At 38.6% G+C, this 26,234-nt stretch carries 19 protein-coding genes; 13 read left to right on the forward strand and 6 right to left on the reverse strand.

The features are described from left to right. The first annotated feature begins 7 nt into the window (after nt 1–7). From M3P19_RS15965 to M3P19_RS15980, 4 genes are all read left to right on the forward strand, one after another. Nucleotides 8–4,441 (forward strand): translocation/assembly module TamB domain-containing protein, encoded by a 4,434-nt coding sequence (locus M3P19_RS15965; RefSeq protein WP_249658749.1) that lies wholly within the window; start codon nt 8–10, stop codon nt 4,439–4,441. Nucleotides 4,442–4,570: 129 nt separating this feature from the next. After that, nucleotides 4,571–5,557 carry a 6-phosphofructokinase gene (gene pfkA, locus M3P19_RS15970; protein WP_249658694.1) on the forward strand — a complete coding sequence of 329 codons (987 nt, stop codon included), beginning with the start codon at nt 4,571–4,573 and terminating at the stop codon, nt 5,555–5,557. A 22-nt stretch (nt 5,558–5,579) separates the two neighbouring features. Continuing rightward, nucleotides 5,580–6,581 carry a type I glyceraldehyde-3-phosphate dehydrogenase gene (gene gap, locus M3P19_RS15975; protein ID WP_249658695.1) on the forward strand — a complete coding sequence of 334 codons (1,002 nt, stop codon included), beginning with the start codon at nt 5,580–5,582 and terminating at the stop codon, nt 6,579–6,581. Nucleotides 6,582–6,652: 71 nt separating this feature from the next. Then, nucleotides 6,653–7,504 (forward strand): N-acetylglucosamine kinase, encoded by an 852-nt coding sequence (locus M3P19_RS15980; protein ID WP_249658696.1) that lies wholly within the window; start codon nt 6,653–6,655, stop codon nt 7,502–7,504. Here M3P19_RS15980 and M3P19_RS15985 read toward each other — a convergent pair. Next, the gene (locus M3P19_RS15985) at nt 7,497–7,877 is read right to left on the reverse strand and encodes a RidA family protein (protein WP_249658697.1); all 381 of its coding nucleotides are present in this window, start codon (nt 7,875–7,877) and stop codon (nt 7,497–7,499) included. The genes M3P19_RS15980 and M3P19_RS15985 overlap by 8 nt on opposite strands. Before the next feature lie 39 nt (nt 7,878–7,916). Further along, on the reverse strand, nt 7,917–10,598 hold the full coding sequence (locus M3P19_RS15990) for a putative LPS assembly protein LptD (protein ID WP_249658698.1): 2,682 nt from the start codon (nt 10,596–10,598) through the stop codon (nt 7,917–7,919). Between the two features lie 130 nt (nt 10,599–10,728). Here M3P19_RS15990 and M3P19_RS15995 point away from each other — a divergent pair, with 130 nt between their 5' ends. The 9 genes from M3P19_RS15995 to M3P19_RS16035 all read left to right on the forward strand — a co-directional run bounded on the left by M3P19_RS15995 (nt 10,729) and on the right by M3P19_RS16035 (nt 21,494). Continuing rightward, nucleotides 10,729–11,928 carry an N-acetylmuramoyl-L-alanine amidase family protein gene (locus M3P19_RS15995; RefSeq protein ID WP_249658699.1) on the forward strand — a complete coding sequence of 400 codons (1,200 nt, stop codon included), beginning with the start codon at nt 10,729–10,731 and terminating at the stop codon, nt 11,926–11,928. A 67-nt stretch (nt 11,929–11,995) separates the two neighbouring features. Further along, nucleotides 11,996–12,961, forward strand: coding sequence for an MlaD family protein (locus M3P19_RS16000; protein ID WP_249658700.1), 966 nt, complete (start codon nt 11,996–11,998; stop codon nt 12,959–12,961). A gap of 2 nt (nt 12,962–12,963) precedes the next feature. Further along, nucleotides 12,964–14,286: a 4Fe-4S dicluster domain-containing protein gene (locus M3P19_RS16005; protein ID WP_249658701.1), complete on the forward strand. Its 1,323-nt coding sequence runs from the start codon at nt 12,964–12,966 to the stop codon at nt 14,284–14,286. 10 nt (nt 14,287–14,296) lie between these two features. Continuing rightward, nucleotides 14,297–15,082 (forward strand): (Fe-S)-binding protein, encoded by a 786-nt coding sequence (locus M3P19_RS16010; protein ID WP_249658702.1) that lies wholly within the window; start codon nt 14,297–14,299, stop codon nt 15,080–15,082. Between the two features lies 1 nt (nt 15,083). Further along, on the forward strand, nt 15,084–15,566 hold the full coding sequence (locus M3P19_RS16015) for an ABC transporter ATPase (protein WP_249658703.1): 483 nt from the start codon (nt 15,084–15,086) through the stop codon (nt 15,564–15,566). Between the two features lie 92 nt (nt 15,567–15,658). Then, nucleotides 15,659–18,574, forward strand: a complete 2,916-nt coding sequence (locus M3P19_RS16020; protein WP_249658704.1) for a glycoside hydrolase family 3 N-terminal domain-containing protein — start codon at nt 15,659–15,661, stop codon at nt 18,572–18,574. A 29-nt stretch (nt 18,575–18,603) separates the two neighbouring features. Beyond that, nucleotides 18,604–19,746, forward strand: coding sequence for an N-acetyl-alpha-D-glucosaminyl L-malate synthase BshA (bshA, locus tag M3P19_RS16025; RefSeq protein ID WP_249658705.1), 1,143 nt, complete (start codon nt 18,604–18,606; stop codon nt 19,744–19,746). Between the two features lie 3 nt (nt 19,747–19,749). Next, nucleotides 19,750–20,193 carry a hypothetical protein gene (locus M3P19_RS16030; RefSeq protein WP_249658706.1) on the forward strand — a complete coding sequence of 148 codons (444 nt, stop codon included), beginning with the start codon at nt 19,750–19,752 and terminating at the stop codon, nt 20,191–20,193. Between the two features lie 119 nt (nt 20,194–20,312). Further along, nucleotides 20,313–21,494, forward strand: coding sequence for an OmpA family protein (locus M3P19_RS16035; protein WP_249658707.1), 1,182 nt, complete (start codon nt 20,313–20,315; stop codon nt 21,492–21,494). 77 nt (nt 21,495–21,571) lie between these two features. Here the strand turns inward: M3P19_RS16035 and M3P19_RS16040 are convergent, their stop codons facing one another. The 4 genes from M3P19_RS16040 to M3P19_RS16055 are packed head-to-tail and all read right to left on the reverse strand — an operon-like array spanning nt 21,572 to nt 26,227. Continuing rightward, nucleotides 21,572–22,744: a GNAT family N-acetyltransferase gene (locus tag M3P19_RS16040; RefSeq protein WP_249658708.1), complete on the reverse strand. Its 1,173-nt coding sequence runs from the start codon at nt 22,742–22,744 to the stop codon at nt 21,572–21,574. A gap of 7 nt (nt 22,745–22,751) precedes the next feature. Next, on the reverse strand, nt 22,752–23,966 hold the full coding sequence (locus M3P19_RS16045) for a GNAT family N-acetyltransferase (protein WP_249658709.1): 1,215 nt from the start codon (nt 23,964–23,966) through the stop codon (nt 22,752–22,754). 5 nt (nt 23,967–23,971) lie between these two features. Then, nucleotides 23,972–24,952, reverse strand: a complete 981-nt coding sequence (locus M3P19_RS16050) for a GNAT family N-acetyltransferase (RefSeq protein ID WP_249658710.1) — start codon at nt 24,950–24,952, stop codon at nt 23,972–23,974. A gap of 18 nt (nt 24,953–24,970) precedes the next feature. Beyond that, the gene (locus M3P19_RS16055) at nt 24,971–26,227 is read right to left on the reverse strand and encodes a GNAT family N-acetyltransferase (protein WP_249658711.1); all 1,257 of its coding nucleotides are present in this window, start codon (nt 26,225–26,227) and stop codon (nt 24,971–24,973) included. Nucleotides 26,228–26,234: the final 7 nt, after the last annotated feature.

Below are 26,234 nucleotides of genomic sequence, written 5' to 3' on the forward strand. Positions count from 1 at the left end.
GCTAATAATGGTCTTGGGCTCTTTGATTTTATCAATTCCTGCTGTACAAACACGATTGGCCACCTACGCCACAGATTCCTTGAACAAAGAATTCGGCACCAATATCAATATCGATAGGGTAAGTTTATCCCTGTTTAGCCTAAACACAGGGATTAAGGGTATTTATGTGGAAGATTATAAAAAAGATACCCTGGTTTATATAGAAAAATTGACTACTTCTATCCTTAATCTTAAAAACATGGCCGATGGTAGGATGGAATTTGGGGATATCGCTATTGATGGCCTGTTCTTTAACCTTAAAACCTATGAGGGCGAACGCGATACCAACTTAGACATCTTTGTTGCCAAGTTGGATGATGGGCAACCGCGTGCGCCAGGAACTCCCCCTTTCTTTATGGCCTCTGATGAAATTGAAATAGCAGAAGGGAGATTTAGACTGTCCGATGAAAATATTGAAAGGCAAGTAGTGCTGGATTTTGTTGACCTGTCGGTTATGGCCACTGATTTTCAAATACTGGGTCCAGATGTAAATTTGAATATAGAAGCCCTTTCATTGCTTAGTAAAAAAGGTGTACGTCTAGAAAATTTAAGTACCCAGTTTGCCTATACCAAGCAGGATATGCGTTTCGAAAACCTAAATATCCAAACCGAAGAATCCAATTTAAAGGGCGCCTTGGTTTTTGAGTACAATCGCGAGGATTTCAAAGAATTTTTGGACAAGGTCAATGTTAAAGCCAGTTTCACTGAGTCCACTGTGGCTTTGAATGACGTCAACAGCTTTTATGATGAATTTGGTTTGGACAAGGTTGTGAATTTTTCCGGCGAGTTCAGTGGCGTGCTTAATGCTTTGGTGGTTGAGGATTTTATTGCCCAATCTGGTAGGACAGGAATTAGAGGAGACTTCCAGTTTGATAATATGTTCAGTAGTCAGGCACCTTTTGTTATGCGTTCCAAAATGAAGAACTTGACCTCCAGCTATTACCAGTTACGCGGATTATTGCCAAACATTTTGGGCAATACTATACCCTCGTCATTCCAAAAGCTGGGTCAGTTCACCATACGTGGGGATGCAGAGGTAACGGAAACAGCTTTAGATGTTCAAATCAATCTGAATACGGCAATTGGTAGTAGTTATGCAGATTTGCAGATGACCAACATCCAAACGATAGATGACGCGTCCTATATCGGATTTATTTCTTTGATTGATTTTGATTTGGGAAATTTTGTTGAGGAGGATCAGCTAGGACTAACTTCCATGGATGTAAATGTGGAAGGTAAAGGCTTTATATCCGAATATTTGAATACTGAGGTCATTGGACAAGTTTATAAACTTGATTACAACGGCTATATGTATAACAATCTTCGGGTATCAGGAATATTGAAAGAACAGCTTTTTGATGGTTCTTTGGTGAGTAATGATGAAAACATAAAATTCACATTTACCGGTTTGGCCGACTTTGCCGAGGAAGAAAATAAGTTCAATTTCATAGCTTCAGTAGATAGGGCGGATTTGAAACTGATGAATTTTATCAATGATAGCGTCTCGGTGTTCAAAGGGGATATCAATATGGATGTTTCAGGGAGTACGTTAGATAATATTGTTGGACAGGTTCGATTTTCCAATACCATTTATCAAAATAAGAACGACACCTATTATTTTGATGATTTTGCTGTTTCATCATCTTTTAATCAAGATACGGTTCGGACCATTGATATCAACTCACCGGATATTATTACGGGTTATGTAAGCGGTAAGTTCAAGGTAAATGAACTGGGCCGTTTGGTACAGAATTCTATAGGTAGTATTTATACCAATTACAAACCCTTCGAAATTTCAGATGGACAGGAATTGAATTTCAATTTTAAGATCTACAATAAAATTGTGGACGTGTTTTTTCCTGAAGTTGCTTTCGATGCCAATACATTTATCCGAGGAAATATCCTCTCGGATGAAGGAGATTTTAAACTCACCTTTAAATCACCCAGTATACAGGCCTATGGAAATTCCCTTGAAGATATCGAATTGAAAATCGATAATAAGAATGCACTTTTCAATACGTTCCTTTCCGTAGCTGATATGTCCACCATTTATTATGATGTTAAGGATTTCAACTTGATCAATACCACATTGAAGGATACCTTGTTCTTTAGAACTGAGTTTCGGGGCGGAAGAGGTTATGACGACAGTTACAATCTCAATTTTTATCACACCTTCAACGCGCAGAATAAATCTGTTATTGGGTTAAAGACCTCAGATATCAATTTTAAGGGGAATACTTGGGTGCTTAACAAGGAAGGTAACAATAAAAACAAGGTAATCCTGAATAAAACCTTAGACAGCATTCGGATTGAAGATGTGGTAATGGACAATAACAATAGGGAGCAAATTCGATTGCGTGGAGAATTGGCAGACTCTACCTACAAGGATTTGGACTTGCAGTTTAAAATTGTTTCCCTGAATAAAATAACCCCAGATATAGACAGCCTAAAGTTGGATGGTTCTGTTGACGGGTTTTTGAATATTCTTCAAAAGGACGGGAATTACCTGCCCACGTCAAGTCTTAACGTCAGGGACTTTAAAGTCAATGATATGCGAATGGGAGATTTGGAAATTGGAATATTCGGCAATAATGATTTAACCCAATTTGGAGTTAGTAGCTGGTTGATAGATAATGGAAAGGAGGTAATGAGTGTAAATGGAAAGGTTTTCAATCGCAACAATCAACAAGAGCTCAATTTATTTGCGAATTTTACGGATTTCCGATTGGAACCTTTTAGTCCGTTAGGAGATGGAGTAATATCCAATATTAGGGGTCGGTTAGAAGGTAATACGCGAATTGTTGGAAATTTAGAGAACCCATCGATCAACGGAATACTGAGTTTAAATGATGCAGGATTAGGGGTGCCCTATTTGAATGTGGATTACGATTTTGCGCCCTATTCGCGGGTGCGTCTCTTTGATCAAACGTTTTATTTTGAACAAGTTGGAGTCACCGATGTTGTAGAAAATACCAAGGCTACTTTGGACGGTACTATTAACCATACTGCATTTGGGGATTGGTCTTTGGATTTGGATGTAGATACGAACAACAATCGGTTTATGATTCTGAATACCGAATACGAAGAAGAAGCGCTGTATTATGGTACCGGTTTTATAAACGGTACGGGAAGTATTTATGGACCGACAGATGCTTTGACCATTGCTGTGGATGCTTCTACTGCCGAAGGAACTTCTTTGAAGATACCCCTAAGCGATGTGACTACGGTGGGGGACTATTCGTTTATCAATTTTGTGGAGAAAAGCGCATCGGAATCATTTCGAGAAGAAAGGGTTCTCGAAGATTACCAAGGTGTGGAAATGGCATTTGATTTAGCTGTTACCCCTGAAGCAGAGGTTGAGATTGTGGTTGACCAAAACACGGGTAGTTCATTAAAAGGAACAGGCGAAGGTATTCTCCTAATAGAAATCAATACCAACGGAAAATTTAATATGTACGGAGAGTTCGTGGCGGTAACAGGTGAATACAATTTTAAATACGGAGGTGTAATTGACAAAAAATTTCAAGTGCGTCCAGGAGGAACCATACTTTGGGAAAGAGATCCCTTGCAAGCGCAGCTGGACCTGGAGGCGGTTTATCGTTTAAATGCCAACCCAGCGCCCTTATTGGATGATCAAGGATACCAGTCCAGATCCATACCCACAGAGGTTGTGGTTCGCTTGGATGGCGGTTTGGAAAGTCCCAATATTGCTTTTGACATTGATTTCCCAGGGGCAAACTCCGTTCGTCAAGCTGAATTGGAATATCGATTGCAGGATCCAACGGTTAAAGAGCGCAACGCTTTCTTCTTACTTGCGCAGGGAACCTTTTCTGCTGAAGGCTCTAATTTTGGACAGCAAGCAGTTACTGGAAACCTAATACAAACGGCATCCGGCTTGTTGAATCAATTATTGGGTGGAGAAAATGATAAATTCAATTTGGGAGTTTCTTATGAACAGGGACTTATAAACAGACAGGCTGATATTCGCACGGAAGATAGAATTGGAGTAACCGTGTCCACGCAAATATCTGACCGTATACTTGTAAATGGACGGGTTGGGGTACCTGTAGGAGGCGCTGGCGTTTCAGAATCGGTAGTAGCCGGAGATGTTGAGGTGCAAGTACTGTTAAATGATGAAGGAACCCTGAGTGCGAAAATATTCAATCGCGAAAACGAAATACAACAATTCCTGGCAGAAAGACAGGGGTATACACAAGGCGTAGGTCTTTCGTATCAAGTTGATTTTGATAGTTTTAAGGAGTTGATGCAACGCATTTTCACCAAAAAAGACAAGGTAAAAGAAACTCCAGATCCAAAGGAGCGTGCAACTGATATCATGGGCAAGGATAGTCTGATTCGATTTTCTCCCAAAAATCGCATTACCAAAAAGTCATTTAATTAGGCGTTTATTTCTTGATTTTTCAATAAAATTTTAACGAAAACGTTTGAGATTTTTATCGAATTCATTTTAGTTCAAATGTCATTCGTAATTTGAATAAAGTTTCCTAGTTTTGGCTTCTTAAATCATTTAATGGCTTTGGAAGTAAAGAAAATAGGCGTGTTCACGTCTGGGGGAGACTCTCCGGGTATGAATGCCGCCATTAGATCAGTTGTGCGTACTTGTGCATACCTGAAGATAGAATGTGTGGGCATTTACCGAGGGTACCAAGGAATGATTGAAGGAGATTTTAAGACCTTGGATGCCCGTAGCGTCAACAATATCATCAATAAAGGAGGAACAATCCTTAAATCTGCCCGTTGCGAGGAATTCAGGACAAAAGAAGGCCGACAAAAAGCACATGAGCAATTACTAAAAGAAGGTATAGATGCCTTTGTGGTAATTGGTGGAAATGGAAGCTTTACTGGAGCCCTGCTTTTTAACGAAGAATTCAATTTCCCAATAATGGGAATTCCTGGAACAATTGATAACGATATTCTTGGGTCAACCTATACAATCGGATTTGACACCGCTATCAATACGGTTGTGGATGCAATAGATAAAATTCGAGATACCGCTAGTTCACATAACCGATTGTTTTTTGTTGAGGTTATGGGGCGCGATGTAGGTCATATCGCCTTGAATGCAGGTGTAGGTGCAGGGGCAGAGGAAATATTGATTCCTGAACAGAATTTAGGATTGGAGCGTTTGGTGGATTCCTTGAAACGTAGTAAAAAATCTGGCAAATCGTCTAGTATAGTAATTGTTGCAGAAGGCGATAGAATTGGTAAAAACGTATTTGAGTTAAAGGAATATGTAGAGGAGCATTTGCCAATTTATGATGTACGGGTATCTGTACTTGGCCATATGCAACGTGGCGGAAATCCAACCTGTTTCGATAGGGTTTTGGCCAGTAGAATGGGGGTAAAAGCCGTAGAAAGTCTGCTGGAAGGAAAATCAAACTATATGGTGGGAATCAGGGATAACAATCTGATCTTGACACCGATTAGTGAAGCAATTAAGGCACATACGGATATTGATGAAGAATTGATTCGCGTATCCGATATCATGACAACATAAATTAAAACCAAAAAAAGGAAAAATGTCAAATTTGAAAATTGGAATCAACGGATTCGGTAGAATTGGGAGATTGGTGTTTAGGGCAACCGTAAAAAGAGACAACGTTGATGTTGTGGCAATTAACGATTTGCTGGATGTAGAACACCTTGCATATTTGTTGGAGTACGACTCAGTACATGGCAGATTTGATGGAACAGTGGAAGTTAAAGACGGTAATCTGGTTGTAAATGGAAAAACAGTCAGAATTACTGCTGAACGCGACCCTAAAAAATTAAAATGGGATGAAGTAGGTGCTGATATCGTTGCAGAATGTACCGGTATTTTCACGACTTTGGAAACAGCGCAATACCACATTGACGGTGGTGCCAAAAAAGTTGTGATTTCCGCACCATCCAAAGATGCACCCATGTTTGTAATGGGAGTTAACCATACAGATGTAAAAGCATCTGACACTATTGTTTCCAATGCTTCATGTACTACCAACTGTTTGGCACCTGTTGCGAAAGTCTTGAATGATAAGTTTGGTATTGCCGAGGGCCTTATGACAACGGTACACGCCACTACAGCTACTCAAATGACGGTAGATGGACCTTCTAGAAAGGATTATAGAGGTGGTAGAAGTGCTTTGTTGAATATTATTCCTGCTTCTACTGGAGCAGCTAAGGCGGTAACTAAAGTAATTCCTGAACTTTTAGGAAAACTTACAGGTATGGCATTTAGGGTTCCAACAGCTGATGTTTCCGTTGTGGATTTGACCGTTAAGTTGGAAAAGGAAACTTCCTACGAAGAGATTAAACAAGCTTTTAAAGATGCTTCTGAAGGTGAATTGGCAGGTATTCTTGGTTATACAGACGAACCAGTAGTATCCCAAGATTTCGTAAGCGATGTACGTACCAGTATTTTTGATGCAGGTGCCGGAATGGAATTGAATTCCACATTTTTCAAAATCGTATCCTGGTACGATAATGAAACAGGGTATTCAAACAAATTAGTTGACCTTGCTGAACACGTAGCAAGCCTATAATTTAGTATCTTATATAAGGATTTTGAGAGGGACATTTGTCCCTCTCGGCTCCTAACCAAAAAACCAACCTTATGATATTGATTGTTGATAGTGGTGCTACCAAATCGGACTGGATTGCTTTGGATGAAAAAGGCAAGCAGTTGTTTATGACACAAACGTTGGGATTAAGTCCAGAGGTATTGACCCGTGAGGTAATAGAAGACCGACTGGCCAATAATTTTGAATTATCCCAAAACAAGGATATTGTAAGTCAACTTTATTTCTATGGTGCAGGCTGCGGCACAGATAGAATGAAGAATTTTCTAAAGGATATTTTCAAAGATTACTTTCCAAACGCGAAAGCGGAAGTAAGGGAAGATACCTACGCAGCAATTTATTCCACCACAAAAATTGGCCATCAAGGTATTGTATGCATATTGGGTACCGGTTCCAACTGCAGTTATTACGATGGTCATCAGTTGTTTCAAAAAGTCACGTCACTAGGATACATTTTGATGGATGATGGCAGTGGTAACTTTTTTGGAAGAAAGTTGTTACGGGATTACTACTTCCATAAAATGCCACAGGATTTAGGAATCAAATTTGCCAAAGAGTACAATCTCGATGCAGATGTGATCAAGGAAAACCTGTACAAACAGCCAAATCCAAATACTTATTTAGCGACTTTTGCTCGTTTTATCATCGAAAACAAAGATCATCCGTACTGTAGAGGGGTGATTGATAAGGGATTACAGCAGTTTGTCAATAATTACATCATGCAGTTTGAATTGGCGACCAAGGTACCAATCAACTTTGTTGGTAGTATTGCACATTTTCTAAAAGATGAGTTGGCCACTGTTCTTGAACGTAACGACTTGATATTAGGTGTTATTCGCAGAAGGCCAATTGAAGGGTTAATGGAGTTTCACAGGGAAACTATTTAACCGCAATCATCGATATTTCCACATTAACAAACTTTGGTAGATTGGCCACTTCAACGGTTTCTCTGGCGGGAGCTGTATCTGCATCAAAATATGTAGCATAGACTTCATTGATCTGCGCAAACTGGTGCATATCATTAATAAAAATTGAGGTCTTGACCACATGCTCAAAGGTCATTTCCGCTTCAGTTAAGATTGCCTTGAGATTTTCCATGGATTGGCGAGTTTCATTTTGAATATCGCCAGAAACCAATTCACCGGTTTTAGGATCAATTGGAATTTGACCAGAAATGTACAAGGTATCTTTGATTAGTACAGCTTGGTTGTATGGACCAATTGGTGCAGGTGCATTAGGGGTATTGATGATTTTTTTCATAGGATATTGTCTAAATAAGTGCGATTGTAAGTTACCAATTTAACGAAAAGGTTGACTTCTGTTCTCCCATTTCAAGTCACTTAGAATAGATGCCTTGATTCCGATAAAGAAATACCAACGTTCAAAGCGACCAAATGGAGTCCAATCAAAACTTAACCTAAAACTGTTCAAATCGCGTTTAAATGCAAATCTAGTATCTGCAAAACCTTTGTTTTTGAGGTCATAACCTGAAGAGACCCCAACTTCCCATTTTGGGGTAAGTTTTACATTTCCATTGAACATTATGGAATGATTGGTAATCTCATTTTGTCTATTGTTATTGTTGTAGGATGCCACATAAGTAACCCGAGCGTTCCAGGGAATTGTATTGGCATAGGCCGGATTTTCCACGTCACCGGTATCCTCTTTATCCTTTTTAAAGCTTGAGGTACCATCCCTTGCACCTTCTAATTCAAACGGGTTGGCGCCATAGTTTGGATCTTGATTCTCATCCTCTGTTTTCTTCTTGCCTCCTTTTTTAAACATTTCACTATCCAGTGAAAACCCTGTATTCAATCTGGCAGATGTCAATCTAAAAAGCCCACCTCCATTCTTAATGTTAAGGGTATTGATTCTTCTGCCGTTATTGTCTATGGCGTAAGGATCAAAAGTTGCCGAAAAGTTAATGGGCACATTTTTTATGATTTCGGTTCCCCCATTCATGTTGATCGGACTAAGTTTCAAGGAATCCGCTTCAAAATTGTAATTCGTAGAAAATGTAAGGTTGCTCAATAGTTTCACTTTTCGCGGTTCCAAAACGGTTGAATCCTTGTCCCTTACCTTGGCTTCCAGGGTGTTTTGGATAGAGAAACCTATAGAATTACCACGACTCAGTGAAGGTCTACCATAAAGGCTGGTTTCAAAGGGGGTGTATTGAACATCCTCACCTTCTGCATCGGTATATGTTTCATAAAACTGCTCAAAAGAAGGGGCGTAATTGTAGCTTATGGATGGCCTAATAGTATGTCGGATGGCTTGGATTTTCTTATCCTCACCAAAGTTAAAGGTACCGTACATGACTGTTCCCAAGCTCGCTCCCATGCTATAACGATTAAAACGGTCAAACCCAGCTATGGTATCCGTTACCACTTCCTGCTGTTCTTCGTCAAAACGTCGGCTTATGGTCTCCAAAGCCCACACATCCTCGTAGCTACCATTTAAACTAACACTTAGGTATTTTGCTACTTTAAAATTGGTGCCAATCGGAATTCTATGCCTAGCACCAATCCGAGCATCTTCAAACATTTCACTAGTGAAAAACTCATCCTCTGTAGTGGTTATGCTGTTTTGGGCATTAACATCGTATTGAAAATTGATGTTCTGTATGACTCCTTTCTTGATACCATCTCTTTTTGCAAACGGGAAAATCCGCTCCATGCTAGCTTGAAAAGTAGGTAGGGACATGCTAATTTGCTCTGTACGGGAGTTTTGAGAATGCGTTAAGGTCAAGCTGGTATTCACTGAGGGATACGCCGGAAACGTTTTTGAATAACTAATAGAAGAAGCAAAGGTGTTGGTCTGGGTATTGGAACGGTTAATTTGATTCAGGGAATTTGTAAAAAACTGACTGCTACCTAAATTCACCGAAGCTGAAAATCTGGAATATGGACTTGCCTTTGGGTCCTGAGAATGTTGAATTCGAATATTGTAATTGCTACTCCGGCTGAAATCATCAAAACCTTTTTGACTTTGGATCAGGTTTTCGAAGCTTAAATTAATGTTGCCTTTGAATTTATATCGTTTAGCATAGCGTGAATTTGCTCTAAAACCATAGCTGCCATTGGTATAATAATCTCCTAACAACTCAATGTCCGCATAATCCCCAATAGGAATATAGTAACCCCCATTTTGGATGAAATACCCGCGTTGTGGATCATTACCAAATGTGGGGAAAATCAATCCGCCTTCCCGCCCTTGTGATAAGGGGAAATAAGCAAATGGCAATGCCACTGGGGTTGGGACATCAACGATATAAATATTACTGAATCCAGCAATTATCTTCTTTTTGGGAACAAATTTGGCCTTTCTTATTCGTATGTAGTAATCAGGGTCTACCGTATCTTTCGAAGTAGTAAGTTTTCCTTCGCTCAAAAAGTATACGGAATCATTTTCTTTTTTGGTGATTTCCGCATATACCTTCATGGCATCCGAACCCAGGGCTCCAAGTCCAGCCTGCTGTTCACTTCTAGAATTCCAAATCAGTGCTTTCTGGGTATCAAAATTAAAACGAATGGAGTCGGGGCGTACTTCATTGGTACCTTGCTTAAAATAGGGTAATTGGGAATATACACCTGTCGAGTCCTTTAATCGACCCGCATAAACTTCATTCTTGACATAATCCATTACAATAATACCTGCTTTCAACTCGGTATCCTGATAATAGACTTCGGCTTCGTTGTACAAATAGATTTTATTATCTTTCTGGCTCAACTTCACATAATCCTTCGCTTTATATTGGATTTTATCCAAAAGCAAAGGTTGTTTAGAAGATACCGTGTCAACCGCTACGGAATCCACCGAAATTGAATCATTGAGGATGTTTGCCGGAATCAGGGGTGCAGTGATACTATCCTGCATTGGAACGATAGGCAAGGGGATGATCGGGTCTTCCTGAGCTCTTAGAATTAGGGTGTTACCAAGAAGAACAAATAGGAAAACTAGAAAATGTTTGTTTGATTGCAATGCGATAAATCCTATTTTTGTGCTAGTTTGGCTCAGTTTTTGGGCTCAAACTTACATATATTTTTTGTTCTGTTGATTGGGCATTACAATATTTTTAACCATGGTGAAACGCCATTATTGAACAGTTCTTATGAATAAAAGTCGGTTATCTTTTTTAATTTTTCTGTGCTGCTTGCCTGTCCTGATTTCATTCACCAAAAATGATACCGAAATACCTCCCAAAGATAAGTTTGTTGTCGTACTTGATGCGGGGCATGGCGGACATGATCCCGGAAACCTTGGAAATGGTTATTTAGAAAAGAACATTGCACTTGCCATTGTCTTAAAAGCTGGTGCGGAATTAGAAAAGAATCCCGACGTAAAAGTGATCTACACCCGTAAGGATGACAGTTTTGTGGATTTGTTCGTACGTGGCGAAATTGCAAATCAAGCAAATGCCGATCTTTTTGTTTCCGTCCATTGCGACTCTCATGGTTCCGACGCTCATGGTGCTGGAACATTTGTTTTAGGGTTGCACGCAAACCGTCAAAACTTTGAAGTTGCGAAAAAGGAAAACTCAGTTATATACTTGGAGGATAATTATGAACAGCGTTATGCCGAATACGATATCAATTCTCCTGAATCGGTAATTGGATTAACCATCATGCAAGAAGAATTCTTGGAGCAAAGTATTTTACTGGGTAAAATGCTGCAAGATAATTTCGCAAAAAAACTAAATCGTAAAGATCGAAAAGTAAAACAGGCAGGGTTTATTGTGTTGCATCAAACCTTTATGCCAAGTGTTTTGGTTGAAGCAGGCTTTTTGACCAATAAGAATGAAGGAAGTTATTTGAATTCCAATAAAGGTCAGGTTGAAATGGGCAAAGCCATTGCCGAAGCGGTAATAGGTTATAAAAATGACATTAGCTCTGGACTGGAAATTGATTCAACTCCTGTTGTAATTGAGGATTCATCCGGAGCGGTACATATGACCACCAAGAATGAGGAATCAAAAACGGTTGAAGTCGCCAGTACCACTGGTCCTGAAAAGGAGACTGTGAAGACTGTGGTCAAGGAAGAAGTGAAACAAGCGCCAAAAAGTGATGTTGTTTTTAAGGTTCAATTGATGGCAACAGCGAAGGACATTCCGTTGAAAAGGGAAAATTTTAGAGGCTTGGATCAAATGTCCAGAGAACCAATAAAAAATCTTTATCGGTATATGTACGGGAATGCTACGTCTTATGACCAAGCCAAAAGGCTGAAATCCACAGCCGATTCCAAAGGGTACACCACTTCATATATTGTGGCATATAAAAATGGAAAACGTGTTCCTATTAAGTCTGTGCTATGATCAGCCGAAAGCTGTCCGCTTTGTGAAAATTATTCCTAATTTTGTTTAGAACCGTAAACCGAATCTTTTGAAACTATCAAGGGAAATTAAGACTGGGATTATCGTACTTACGGGGATCCTAGCAGTCATTTTTGGACTCAGTTATCTAAAATCATCCTCCCTATTTGAAGACAGTAAAACCTTTTACGCTGTCTATGACCATGTTGGCGGGCTTCAACCTGGTACCCAAGTAACCATTAACGGACTCACTGTCGGAAATGTTAATAGCATTCGATTTAAAGATGGCTCTGGTAAATTATTGGTGACTTTTTCCATTAATAACGATTTTGAATTTTCTAAAAACAGTAAGGCAGAGTTATATGATACTGGAATTATAGGTGGTAAGGGGATACAGATTAACCCAGTTTTCGATGGTGCACCAAGTGCCAAATCCGGAGACACCTTGATTACCAATACAAAACCTGGATTAACGGAATTGGTACAGCAAAAGCTAACACCACTTCAGATGAAGGTAGAAGGTGCAGTAAGCCATGCAGATACGCTCTTGATGAACGTAAACAAGGTTTTGGATGACCGAACCAGAATGGAATTGAGACAGAGTATAGCAGGTCTGAACGAGCTAATTGGTTCGTTTAAGGTCAGTGCCGATAAATTGAATGTTCTTTTGGAAAACAACAAAGAGCAAATGGACAATTCACTTAAAAATGTAGATAAGATAACCTCCAATTTTTCTAAACTTTCCGATTCTTTGGCTAATGCTGGTTTGGCTTCCACAGTAGCCAATTTTAAAACCACAGTGGAAAAGTTGAATTCAGTTTTGGCAAAAATTGAAAATGGCGAAGGATCTTTGGGAAAACTTGCCCATGATGAAAAGCTCTACGATAATTTGGCATCGGCCACAAGAGAACTGGATCTGTTGCTGCAAGATTTCCGATTGAATCCTAAACGCTATGTGAATGTATCCGTGTTTGGAAAAAAACAAAAGGATTACGAGCTTCCCGAAAATGATCCGGCAGCTGAAAAACAAGAATAAAAATGCAATACATACCTAATATCCTATTTGTCCTGGCCTTAGTATTCGGGATAGGGTTTTTTACGAGAAATGTAAAGAAGCTTACACGTAACATCAAATTGGGGAAAGATGTTGATTTGAGTGATAACTCTTCGACACGTTGGAGGAATATGATTAGGATTGCACTTGGGCAGAGTAAAATGGTGGTTCGACCAATTGCAGGCCTGTTGCACGTAATCGTGTATTTAGGATTTATTATCATAAACATAGAGGTGCTGGAAATCATTGTGGATGGTGTTTTGGGAACACATCGAGTATTTGCACCCTTGGGTCCTGTTTATAACTTCTTAATTGGTTCTTTTGAGATTTTGGCCCTTTTGGTAATCGTTTCGGTGGTATTGTTTTGGTTGCGGAGGAATGCCATAAAACTGCAACGTTTCATAAAACCCGAAATGGAAGGTTGGCCCAAGAAGGATGGCAACATGATTTTGTATATAGAATTGGTCTTGATGTGCCTGTTTTTAACCATGAACGCCGCTGATTTTCAACTGCAACAGTTGGATGCCCCGCATTACACCAAAGCAGGCGCCTTCCCGATAAGTCAGTTTATTGCAGCTTGGTTTCAAGGCCTTTCCATCGAAAGTCTTATAATTATTGAACGTGTGGCATGGTGGATACATATCTTGGGAATTCTTGCGTTCCTAAACTATCTATACTACTCTAAACATTTGCATATCATTTTGGCCTTTCCAAATACATTTTACGGTAAGGTAAAACCCCAAGGGGAGTTCAATAACTTGGCCTCGGTGACCAATGAGGTTAAATTGATGATGGATCCAAATGCCGATCCATTTGCAGCACCCGCTGAAGATACAGCAGAGCCCGAAAAATTTGGAGCATCTGACGTAATGGATTTAAGTTGGGTTCAGTTAATGAATGCTTATACCTGTACCGAATGTGGCCGATGTACTTCGGAATGTCCTGCCAACCAAACAGGTAAAAAATTATCCCCGCGAAAAATCATGATGGATACTCGTGATCGATTGGAAGAAGTGGGCAAGAACATGGACGCTAATAAAGGTGAATTTGTACCGGATGGGAAGCAATTGCTGGATGATTATATAAGCCGAGAGGAAATATGGGCCTGCACTACCTGTAACGCATGTGTAGAAGCTTGTCCTGTTAGTATTGATCCGTTGTCCATTATTGTTGAGATGCGAAGATTTTTGGTGATGGAACAGTCCGCTGCGCCAACAGAATTGAATAATATGATGTCCAATATTGAAAACAACGGTGCTCCTTGGCCCTACAATCAAATGGACAGGTTAAATTGGGTAAACGAGTAATTTGTAAATTATGAGTGAAGCACTTAAGGTAAAAACCATGGAAGAATTTATGGCTGAGGGAAAACAGCCAGAGATTCTGTTTTGGGTAGGTTCTGCAGGAAGTTATGATGATCGTGCAAAGAAGATTTCCAGAGCCTTCGTAAAAATCCTTAATCGGGCCAATGTTGATTTTGCCGTTTTAGGATCTGAGGAAAGTTGTACAGGTGATGTGGCAAAAAGGGCTGGAAATGAATTTCTGTTCCAGATGCAGGCCATGATGAACATAGAAATCTTAAATGGATATGAAATTAAGCGTATCGTCACTTGTGACCCACATTCTTTTAATACACTTAAGAACGAATATCCAAGTTTAGGAGGTTCGTACCAAGTATTGCATCATACGCAGTTCATCAAAGAACTGATAGAGCAAGGAAGGCTATCTTTTGAAGGCGGGATGTACAAGGATAAACGCATTACCTTCCATGACCCCTGTTATTTGGGCAGGGCAAATTCTGAATTTGACGCGCCAAGAGAGGTGTTGAAGAAAACCAATGCTTCATTAGTGGAAATGAAACGAAGCAGAAAATCTGCCTTATGCTGTGGTGCAGGTGGGGCGCAGATGTTCAAGGAACCGGAAAAAGGTGATATGGATATTAATGTTATGCGTACCAAAGATGCCTTGGAAACCAATCCGAATATAATAGCTACCGGTTGTCCGTATTGCAACACAATGATGACAGATGGTATAAAGGCACATGAAAAAGAAGAATCGGTGAGCGTATTGGACGTTGCCGAGTTAATTGCAAATTCATTATAACATGCTAGCTGAATTTAATTCACTGCCAGATGCCGCAAGAATCTGGATCTATCAGTGCAATAGAAGTTTTTCTGAAAGTGAGCTACAAGAAATAGAGCAAGCTACTGCTCAGTTTTTAAATGATTGGACTGCCCATGGCAGCGATTTAAAGGCAGGATTTGAAATTAAATACAAGCGATTTATTGTCATTGGATTGGATCAATCCCAAGCAAGCGCTTCCGGTTGTTCTATTGATGCATCAGTTCATTTCATCCAAACCTTGGAGCAAAAATACGAAGTCGAATTAATGGATCGTATGAACGTTTCATTTAAGCAAGGGGAATTCATTGCGTATAAGCCATTAAAGGACTTCAAGAAAATGGCAAAAGCCAAATCGGTATCCAAGAATACCATTGTTTTCAACAATTTAGTTGCCAACAAATTAGAGTACGATGAACATTGGGAAGTACCAGCTAGTGAGAGTTGGCACGCACGTTTTTTATAGAAGAAATCCGTAAATTATCCCAATTTCAGTGCATTCTTCGATGAAATGCAATATTTTTATCAGCATTAAGTTCATGCCCTAGACAGTTACTTATGCGGATAGACTTTTACTTTTCCTTCTTCTTTTTGGTTTTCGTAAATGCAATTGGACAGCATAATCCTCTAATTGTTAATGATACCTTGGCCCAACAAAATTGGGTGGATACGCAATATGAAAAAATGAGCATTGAGGAGCGTATAGGTCAATTGTTCATGGTCAATGTGGCTTCAAATCAAAGTAAATCTGCAACAGATGGGATTAAGGCACTAATTGAAAAACATCAAATAGGTGGTGTTATTTTTTCAACCGGTGGACCGCTGCGGCAAGCAAAGTTGACCAATGCGTATCAAGCTGTTTCCAAAACCCCTTTGATGGTGGGGATGGACGCTGAATGGGGCTTGGCCATGCGTTTGGATTCTACCTACGCCTTTCCTTGGAATATGACACTTGGTGCAATTCAGGATAGTAGCATAGTTGAGAAAATTGGTTTCCAGGTTGGAAAACACGCAAAACGCCTAGGGGTTCATATCAATTTTGCACCGGATTTGGATGTCAACAATAATCCACAGAACCCGATAATAGGCAATCGCTCCTTTGGAGAAGACCCAGTTAATGTAGCCCAAAAAGGAATTGCCTTCATGACGGGAATGGAACGCGCCGGTGTTCTTTCCTGTGGTAAGCATTTCCCAGGTCATGGAGATACAGCCACAGATTCACACCATGCGCTTCCAGTGATAACATCCACTAGGGAACGATTGGATTCCATTGAGCTAGTACCTTTTAAAACATTGATCAATAAAGGTCTTAGTTCTGTAATGGTGGCCCATTTAGATGTTCCCAATGTGGAATTCCTTCGAAAAGGCCTTCCATCAACACTATCAGATCAAGTGGTGACAGGCTTGCTAAAAGACGATTTGGGATTCAACGGTTTGGTAATAACCGATGCACTTAATATGCGTGCGGTATCTGAATTTGCTCCGCAGGGGGAAGTAGAATTGAATGCTTTTTTAGCGGGAAATGATTTGCTCCTGATGCCAGAAAATGTATTGAAAGCAAAGGAGAAATTTATAGCGGCTTATAACTCTGGAATAATTACAGAGAACAGATTGTCAAGTTCGGTAAAAAAAATACTTCAAGCCAAATACAAAGTTGGACTGCATAACTATAAACCTGTACAATTGGAACAGTTGTATGAGGATCTAAATGCAGTTCAAAATGATGTTTTGTATGAAGAGGCCATGGAAAACGCCATTACGGTTGTGAAAAATAACTTTTCCTTAATGCCAATTAAAAAGTTGGAAAATAAGCGAATAGCATACGTGCATTTTGGAGACGACTCGGGTGATGCCTTTTTAAAGACACTGAATAATTTTGTGGATGTAACGGAAATCAAAGCCAATGATATGGCTGGTTATCGAACGGGTTTATCCAAATACAACCTTGTGATCATTGGTTTCCATAAAAATAATGCCACACCTTGGAAATCATATAAGTTCACTAAAAATGAACGCTTTTGGATCCAGGAAATTTCAAGAATGCGAACCAGTAATACCATTCTTGCTTTGTTCGCAAAACCCTATGCGCTATTGGATATGCCTGATTTTAAAACCATCGATGGGTTGGTAGTTGGCTATCAAAATAGTCAAATCGCCCAAGAGAACGTGGCTGAGGCCATTTTTGGGGCCATTGGTGCCAATGGAAAACTACCCGTTTCAGCACATCCTGAATTTCCTGTGAATTCGGGTCTCCAGTTAAAACCATTGATGCGTTTGGGTTATTCCATCCCAGAACGTGTTGGAATTAGTTCAGGTAAACTTGCTGCAGTTGATAGTTTGGTTAAAGCTGGACTGGATTCGTTGATGTATCCTGGGGCTCAAGTGCTGATCGCTAAAAAGGGGAAAGTCATTTACAATAAGAATTTTGGAAGGCCTACATATCAATCCAGCAACAATATAGATGAAAACAATATCTATGATTTGGCTTCTTTGACCAAGATACTATCAACCTTGCCGTTGATAATGAAAATGGAAGAAGAGGGTAAAATCGCCTTGAACAATACCTTCATGGAATTAGTTCCTGAATACGAAGAAACGGAGTTAAAAGATGTAACCGTATTAAAAGCTTTGTCCCATTACGGCAGACTGCCTGCTTGGATAGCCTTTTACATCGATACTTTGACCAAAAACCGTAAACCTTCCCCGGATTTTTATCGCAGTAGCCCAATGGAGGGCTATTCCTATAAGGTTGCTGAGAACCTATACTTAACGGATGCTTATAAGGATTCCATTTACAATCGAATTGGTAGACAGGAATTGAAATCCAATCGATATAGGTATAGTGATGTGGCCTATTATGTCTTCAAAAAATATATTGAGGAAACGTATGGTGAATCGCTTGATAAACTTGCGAATCAATTTATGTATGCCCCAATGGGGTTGCAACACACCTCTTTTAATCCCTTGGAAAAATTTGAAAAAGAAGAAATTGTACCAACTGAGGAAGACAATTATTACAGATATCAAACAATACAAGGGTATGTTCACGACATGGGAGCGGCAATGCAAGGTGGTGTAGGCGGTCATGCGGGTTTGTTTAGTAACGCCAATGACGTTGCCAAGATTATGCAAATGTATTTACAAGGCGGTGTGTATGGCGGTGTTCGGTTCTTGAATGAGCGAACCATAAGAAAATTCAACACCTGCTATTTCTGCCACAAAGATGTGCGTAGGGGTGTGGGCTTCGATAAGCCCCAATTAAAGGAAAAGGGCCCAACTTGTGGGTGTGTATCTAGAAAAAGTTTTGGACATAGCGGCTTTACAGGGACTTATACATGGGCGGACCCTGATGAAGAGTTGGTATATGTCTTTTTATCCAACCGTACGTATCCAAGTGCCTCCAATACTTTGTTGGTGAAATCTGGTTTACGGACACGAATCCAGCAAGCTATTTATGATTCCATTATAAATTAGAATGTAAATATTGCCTTAGTTTTGTTACTATGAAGATTGCAATTGTATGTTACCCCACATTTGGTGGAAGTGGCGTAGTGGCTACGGAGTTGGGCATAGCATTGGCCGAGCGTGGACACGAAATCCATTTTATCACTTATAAACAGCCCGTTCGTTTAGAACTTTTGGGCAACAATATCCATTTTCACGAGGTGCATGTGCCAGAATATGCGCTTTTTCACTATCAGCCTTACGAATTGGCCTTATCCAGTAAACTAGTGGATACCGTCAAGTTTTATGGCATAGAATTGCTGCATGTTCATTATGCAATTCCTCATGCATATGCAGGTTATATGGCCAAGAAAATGCTACAGGAAGAAGGGATTTTCATTCCAATGATAACCACATTACATGGAACGGACATTACCTTGGTAGGAAAGCATCCATTTTATAAACCGGCAGTTACCTTCAGTATCAATAAATCCGATGTGGTGACCTCGGTATCCGATGCGTTGAAAAAGAGCACCTTGGAAACCTTTGCCATTGAAAAGGAAATTGAAGTGATTCCTAACTTTATCGATACTTCAAAATACAAGCAGGATTATACCGATTGTCAACGTTCGTTAATGGCCAACGATGATGAACGGATAATTACCCACATCAGTAATTTTAGAAAAGTTAAACGTATACCGGATGTAATCAGTGTTTTTCATAAAATTCAGAAAGAAATTCCAGCAAAGCTGATAATGGTAGGCGAGGGGCCGGAAAAGGAATTTGCAGAACAACAGTGTGATGATTTAGGCATAAAGGAAAAGGTGGTATTTTTAGGAAATAGTACCGAAATTGACCGCATTTTATGTTTTTCAGATTTATTCCTTTTACCATCAGAATCTGAAAGCTTTGGTTTAGCCGCTTTGGAAGCTATGATTAATAAAGTAGCAGTTATATCCAGTAATACGGGCGGTATACCTGAGGTAAATAAGCAAGGTGTTTCAGGTTACCTAGCAGATGTAGGTGATGTTGATGAAATGGCGGAAAAGGCCTTGGAAATCCTTAAAAAGGATGAAATTTTAGAGAAATTCAAGGAAAATGCCTTCAAAATGGCTTCAAAATATGATATTTTAAATATTTTACCCATGTATGAGGAAATTTATGAAAAGGCTTTTAAATACCGATTTAAAAACACCTATTGATTCATGAAATATATTTTCCTTTTGGTTATCGTAACAATGGTTTCTTGTAAGGCCCAGAAGGAAAACAAGGCACAGGAATCATCAGATTTTGTGTTATTGGCCAAAGATGACTATAGCGGAATACAGGAATATGAAATTGGGATCATCAGGGATCAAAAATCACTCAATAAATTCTATTCCCGTGTAAATAAAACACGAAAACCAGGTCTACCGGTACCTATCGTTGATTTTTCAAAAGAAATGCTAATTGTTGTATGTATGGGCGGGAGGTTTGGTGATCCAAAACTAGCCATCACTGAAGAATCAGATAGCGAAATGAATGTGGCGTTGCAGTTGGAACCTTTTCCAAAAAGTGATGTCACGACTACGGTTATAACCAGTCCATTTTATCTTTATAAAACTGCGTTGACCGCAAAGAAGGTTAGCGTTAACAAGGAAGGCTGGTAGGTTGTCGGAGATTTCTACACTTCATCTTATTATCGAAAATTAAGACTCTTTACAGTACAAAGAAGGTATTTGTTATAAGTTGACTTAACTTTGTCCATTGAAACCTCAAATTCTGAATAATGAATACTTCAAGACCTATCCTACCGCTTGTATTCTGCCTTTTGCTTAGTTGGGCATATGGACAGGAAACACCAGAGCTTACTGCAAAAGACAGTATTGTAAAAAAATCATGGATTGTCACTTTAGGAACCAATTTCGTTGATGATTCTGGTGATGAATTTGGTAACCTTTTTGATATACAAGATGGCTGGAATGCAGTTCCTTACCCTTCAAGATTGAGTATAGGCCATTATTTTGAAAGTGGCCTAGGACTTGAAGCAATTGCAAGTTATAACAGATACAAGGAAGGGAATATTATTGATAATGTTCCAATTACTGAAGATGTTTCATATATGGGACTTGACTTTAGGGTCAGCTATGATTTAAACATGATTCTTGGTGAAACGGGATTTTTTGACCCATATGTTGGAATAGGGGTTGGTTACACTGATGCTAACAATCAAGGCAGAGGAACATACAATGCTGTAGTTGGTTTTAGAACTTGGTTCTCTGACCGTTGGGGGTTGGATTTCAATTCGACCGGTAAATGGACCATGAATACAGATAACTCTTCTAACCACATTCAACATGGATTGGGATTGGCTTACCGTTTTGGAATTGAAAAAGGACTATCTAAGAAAGGAGAAGAGAAAAAGGCCTTATTGGATGAGCTTGCCAAAGAACAGCAACGTATTCAAGATTCGATAGCTGCAAAGGAGAAAGCTGACGAGGAAGCAAGATTGCTAGCAGAACGTTTGCAACGGGAAAAGGAAGCAGCTGAATTAGCCGCGGCAGAAAAGGCTAGGCGTGATGCAGAAGAAGCTCGTAGAGCAAAAATCTCAAGTGAAATTGATGGATTAGGCAAAGTATATTTTAGACTTAACTCTTCTTATCTATCTGTTGCGGATAAACAAAATTTAGACAAATTGGTAGATATACTTAACTCCAATCCAACCTTGATTATTAAAATTGGAGGGCATACGGACTCAAGAGGAAGTAGCAAATACAATCAATGGCTGTCGGAGCGACGAGCAAAGCGCACATTGGATTATGTGCTAGCCAAAGGTATTCCAGAGGATCGTATTAGTGTGGAAGGATTTGGTGAAACACAACTAACCAATGAATGTGCAGATGGTGTGTCGTGTTCAGAAGCCAAGCACGCAAAGAACCGTAGATCTGCCTTTGAAATCGTACAGTATTAAATTACAGAATTCTAGGAATATAAATTAAGTATGGTTAAAATGGTGGTATGAAGCTTTTAAGCTGATTACCGCCATTTTTATTTAAACACCAATAGGGTTTGTTTGGAACTTCCCTTAATCAAATATTCGTTAGTGGAGGAATTACTTTGCCACAGTTGGATTTCAGAAACTTTATCCACGTTGGTATATGCAAAATCATAGATATATTTCCGTAGATTCTTGCATTCGGAACTTGCTATATCGTATAATTTGTATTCGCTAGCTTCCAAATGATTTTCTACACTGGTTAGTTGCACATCTTTCTCAATAGAATTATCAGATATACGATTACGTGAGGCTTTGGATTTTAGTCCATAAATCAATTCATTGATTTTTTTTCTTTTTAGGTATTCCTTTAGCTTAACACGACTTAATTCAACCCTTGCAACTAGTTGGTTGAATATGGATTCATTTTTAAATACAATATGGTGTTCGTATTGATAAATGTTGTTACTCCATCTTCTCTTGTAGTCCATACCTCCAACACCCATTTCGTAAATACAGAACTTATTGGAGATACACCATTCCAATTGTTTGTAGATTTCCACGTGGCCCAGTCCAAACTTTGCATAGTCTATATCGTAAGAGGATATGGCACTGAAAAGAATTTTATCGAAATGATAATTTAAGGAAATCTGTATGGGTTTGTCTCCATCATATATCACAAACAGTGAAGCTTTTTTATGTAGTATCCGCTGGTACATTTCTGTACTCAAGTCTTCCCATCGATAAAAATCCTTATGGGTTTCTTGTCGCTGCCCAAATCGATCAACGATCATTCCATGTAAGGCAGACATTATAAATTCATATTGCTTACGTTCCATCTCACCAAAATAAAGCTTGTAGGAAATGGGAAAGCAATGTTCAAGTCTATTCACATACCTTCTAATGATGCTTCTATACTTGGATTTAAACTGGGCTTGTAGGTAGGCATCAATGGATTCGAATCCATCTAAATGGATAGCATATCCCCAATTGAAATGCTTAATTACCTTTCTACTCCAATTATTGGGATTACCCATCTTCAAGTTAATATACTCAGGGACTAACCGGAGTGAATAGATGGATGAACTAGAATCATCTGAGTAATTGGAAGCATCATTGCGTAATATATTGTTAAAATATGAAGTGCTCTCAAAAAGTGAGGGAACGCTATTCTCCTCCATCAGACTTGTAAAGAATTCTATATGTGTTTTTTTAGGAAACCCCATTAACTTACTACTGATTTTTAACTTTGACCAATAGGTTCTTTTTTTCACCTAACAGATAATACAATTGTTTGTTTTTTCTATCCTGAACTACCTTTACTTGGTGGTACTTTTCATGAGCTCGGTAAATAAAGTCATTTATAGGTTTAATGAGCCAGGTATTTTGTTCTTGGGTAATATCCACGGATAACAGACTTTGCGCTTCTGGCATATCAAATTCCATAGTGACATCATACTTTTCGTGTAGCTCTACATGAAGATTTTTTTTGAATATGAGGTAATGCAACTGATAGTATTTACCATATAAATGCTGAACTCCAAATTTCTTTAAGAACTGGATAAAATCGTACTTATACTGATTGTACGACATTTTTAAGTTAGATAAAGTGCTATGGTATACGGAAGAAGTGTCATAAACCAATTCTCGTCGGTATTGATACTTATGGTTGGTCCATCTTCGTTTGTAAAGGTAATCGCCCCTTCCCATATCAAAGATATCAAAGCCCTGATCAAAACACCATTCGACATGTTTCATTACATCAATGGTACCAAGACTGAAAACTTCATAATCTATATCATAACTACTGTTGTAGGAGGTTACTATATTGTCATAAATGATATTCATGCAAATATCGATTGGTTTTTCCCCGTGATAGATTACAAACAGGCTAGCTTGTTTATTAATTATCATTTTACGCATAAGCCCTCTATATTCTTCCAATACGGGCAACTCAATATTTTCCTCTTGCTTTTGGGAGAATCGGCGCATCATAAGTTCCCTTAGACGGTCAAATAGCTTGTTGTATTCGGCTTCTTCAATCTCGCCATAATACATTTTGTATGTTGGTTCAATGCATAACTCCAATCGCTTAATGTATCTTCTTATTTTCGATCTTCCGTTTTTGCCGAAATTATCTTTTAGATAATCTTCTACACCATTGTACTTTTTTAGATTGACCAAAAAACCATCAAATAGATCGCAACTTTTTGATTTATAAACTTCCAAGTGATGATTAACCTTGAGCTCCAAAAAACCCGGTATATCCGTAATTGAATATACTTTTTTCAGTTCATTTGGTACTTCTGAATCAGCTCTTTCAAATAGGACATTTCCTGTTACGGTCTCTTGTACTTTATCATATACTAGAGGTGTGTTACGATCTTCAAAAAAAGTCTGTAGAAAACTAATGGGTTTTTTGTTCTCTTCTTTTTCTTGTTCAGCCATTGGTGTTATTTATTTTGTCCTTTAAGTATAAACAATATGCGATCTAGATTTATAATACCTCCAGCAACTCCGCTATTCCTTAATCTTTGCTTAAGATTCAATATCAAGGACAAACATTGCGATTTAGCTTGCGCAAACAAGTTATTTTTTCTGTAATGTACATGTGAACAAAAATCATATTGATGATTGCACCATTTGAGTTTAAAGGCCGTTTTCCCGATAGATAAATCCATTAACTGGACGTTATTCCTGGTACACCAATCCAAATGATATTTCATACTGATATCTCCTAAACTGTATTTACCAAAGGCTGGATGATGTCCTTCCAATTCACTAAATAGTACATCTTCCAAATGATAGTTCAAAGTTATACATATGGGTTTTTTGCGGTCTGTAATTACAAAAAGACTTGCACTGCCTTTGTTTATTTTTTCAAATATTTCCTCCCTATAAGTATTCCATGTGCCCAAATACCTGTTTCTAATTCTCTTTTCATTGAAACGATTTTTTAAATATTCGCTTAAAGTATCCATTAAGGAATTGCATTCCTCTTTAGAAATATGACCGATAATTGCCCGGAATGAACAGTTATGATTCGATATTAATGCATCATGGTTCTTCTGTATTCGTTTAATGTTTCTACGACTTAATTTAGAATTGATGTATGTATCTGCCGAAGAGGTGTTTTTTAGATCTATTAAAAAGCCGGGATATTGTTTTACTTTTTTGGATTTAAATTGTTTATGGCTATCGGAATTAGCAAGGATCAGGTAACTGGGAATATCTGATACTAGGTAGGTAAGCGCTTTTGGGTCATCCGCAAAATTATGTGCAATCAAGTATTGTTTTCCAGTAATGGAATTCTGTACAGTGTTCCGGTAAAAGGGGTGAAGCTGCTGATGCTTAAATAGTTCAAACACAAATTTACTGCGAAGAGGAATTCCCTTAACAATAGATTGATTTTGCGTATTAAACTGATCGGCCATAACAGATTATCTACTTTACTAATTCAAGTTTTCATTGGAAACCACAATATATTTGACATGTTTTTCCCCATTTATTTTGAACACTGGCATGGGACCTAATGCTTGGTACAATTTCGTGAGTGATGATTTTTCCATGGTCAGATAGAGAAAATCAAATACCAAGGATTTAACTTTTGGCTTTAAGTTGTTAAGCGCGACTTCCTGCCATTCGGACTCCGGATGATTTACCAACTCATCCACAAGTTGATAAGAACCCTTATCCTTTATAGTCCCTGAATTTCTTTCCTTAATTCGATACCTTATTTTATGGAATAAGACATTCAAGCCTTTTTTGCGAAGAAATGTTTTTAAATGGAGCTTTGAACTAATATAGGATGCAATTGCTCTTGAAACCATCGATTTAGGGTTGTACAATACATGATACTCAAATGTATATGTTTGTGTACTCCACCTTTCCTTATAATCGTAATGTCCCTTTGAAAAATCAATAGAAGTATATCCATTTTCCAAAGCCCATTCTATTAATGCCATAATACTGACCGTACCTAACCGAAACTTCGCAAAATCGATATCAAATACCCTAATGGCATCAATAATTCTTTGATTATCTAAAAAGAGCAGGTTAGCAGCTACTAATTCGTTATCATTTCGAATGATAAACAAGGCGGCCTTTTCTTCTTGAATCATTGGATAAGCAACTTCTTTATAAAAGCGCCATTCTTCTGGATCAAGGTTATTGTTGTATTCTTTTTTTTGATGGAATCTACGTTCCAATAGTGTCTTGAAGTCATCAAAAACCAAATCATGATATTCCTTGGAAATTGACCCTTTGAGAATCTCATAGCTTATGTTGAAACTGCTTTCCAAGCGCTTTCGGTACTTTTTGAATTTATACCTACTACTTTTTTTGAATTTGGATTTCATGAATGAATCCAAGGACTCAACGTTATCCATGTTAATCAGAAAACCTGGATATTGAGGGATTTTTTTCAACCCAATCTTGGAGGTGTTACCTGTCTTATAAACACCACTATTGCTCATTACGTCTTGTATTAGGATAACACCGGAACCCAATGCAGCAAGTTTTTTTGTATCGACGGTATAACCTAACCCTTTGGTAAGATTTTTACCGGTATTTATCATTATTGGCTTACCAACATTTTTAACAAGTTTGACTCCCTTTAGGCCATCAAAGGATAATGGAGCGTTTCCATTATTAAAATGACGTGTCCAAACATTTATGAAAGTATCTGATATGAAGGGGTTGTCGCTCATTTCTATC

It is taken from the genome of Flagellimonas spongiicola, from assembly GCF_023502425.1.
Taxonomy (GTDB): domain Bacteria; phylum Bacteroidota; class Bacteroidia; order Flavobacteriales; family Flavobacteriaceae; genus Flagellimonas; species Flagellimonas spongiicola.